Here is a 1,143-nt window from a genome sequence, read left to right on the forward strand (position 1 = left end):
CGGATCATGGCAGCCATCTGCTTCTCTTTCGCTTCGTCCTCCAACGTGCCGACCGCGCTGTTCAGCTCCACGAGAAGCCCCTCTTCGTCTTGTTTCGCCAGCTTCTTCCGCACCTCCCGCCAACGCGGATGGCCGGACAGACACTGACGCAGCTCCCGCGCCACATGAAATCGATCCAGCTGAAAGCACGCCCGCTTCCCAAAATACTCCCGGCAGGCCGTGATCCACGACGCCGCGTCGCCGTTGATGATCAACAGGTCCCGGCACGGATCATAGGCATATTCGTTCATCAGCCACTCTTCGAACCGTTCCCACACGTCTCCCTCCCCTTCATGGAGGTAGTGGCGCCGGTTCACGAGCTCGAGCTGCGAACCGTTTCGTTTCCATCCCTCGTGAACCGCCAGGATTTTCTCTTCTTTCGCCCGTTTCCCTTTCCCCTGGCGGGAAATAAACAGTCCATCCGCCTCCACAAACAGCACCCGGCCGTGCCGTTGGGAAACAGGGCGGTGCAGCGAGACAGGGGCCTCCAGCACCAGTTGGCGAATCGCCTCGTGGCTCATGACCGCATACCCCACGATCGACTCCAACGTACGGGCCGCTTTGCGGTAGGAAGAGCACTCTACGGCCAACTCGACCGCCGTTTCCTCGAGGCAAGGACTGATCGATCGGGCCCCATCAAAGCCTAATTCGGCATCCAGCAAGAAGGTATAGTTCCCCGTTTGCCGGTCATAGTAGTAGTTCCGTCGAAACGTCACTTCTCCAAACAGCGTTTGGATCGTAGTCGGCCGTTTGTCTTTCAGCTGATACCGGCGCTTGTCCCGCGCTTCCGCCAGTTGTTGATCAATCTCCTCCAAAAGGGCCGCCAACAAGACAGCGAACACCTTTTGAAGAGTTCTGACTAATTGTTCCTCCAGCTCTTTTAATAAAGGCCATTCTGTGGTAAGATGTTTCATGGACTCTCTCCCTCCTGTTTTATGGATGTTGGTCATCACCATCATAGCAGGGAGAGAGTCCTTTTTGCATGACATTTGCTTTTTTCTACCGCGCTTCGCTTGGTGGCCCCGACGAGCGTCGCGAACAAAAGTTCGCAACCCTCGTCGGGGAATCATTCCTGAATGTCACCCACAAATATTTTACTCACAC

General features: G+C 55.9%; 1 protein-coding gene. It reads right to left on the bottom strand.

Annotated elements, in window-relative coordinates; genetic code table 11:
- Positions 1-953: ISLre2-like element ISGsp3 family transposase (locus tag NET03_RS13340; RefSeq protein WP_252129379.1), on the bottom strand; the 953-nt coding region annotated here is incomplete at its 3' end.
- Positions 954-1,143: the final 190 nt, after the last annotated feature.

Source organism: Thermomicrobium sp. CFH 73360 (assembly GCF_023806465.1).
GTDB lineage: Bacteria > Chloroflexota > Chloroflexia > Thermomicrobiales > Thermomicrobiaceae > Thermomicrobium.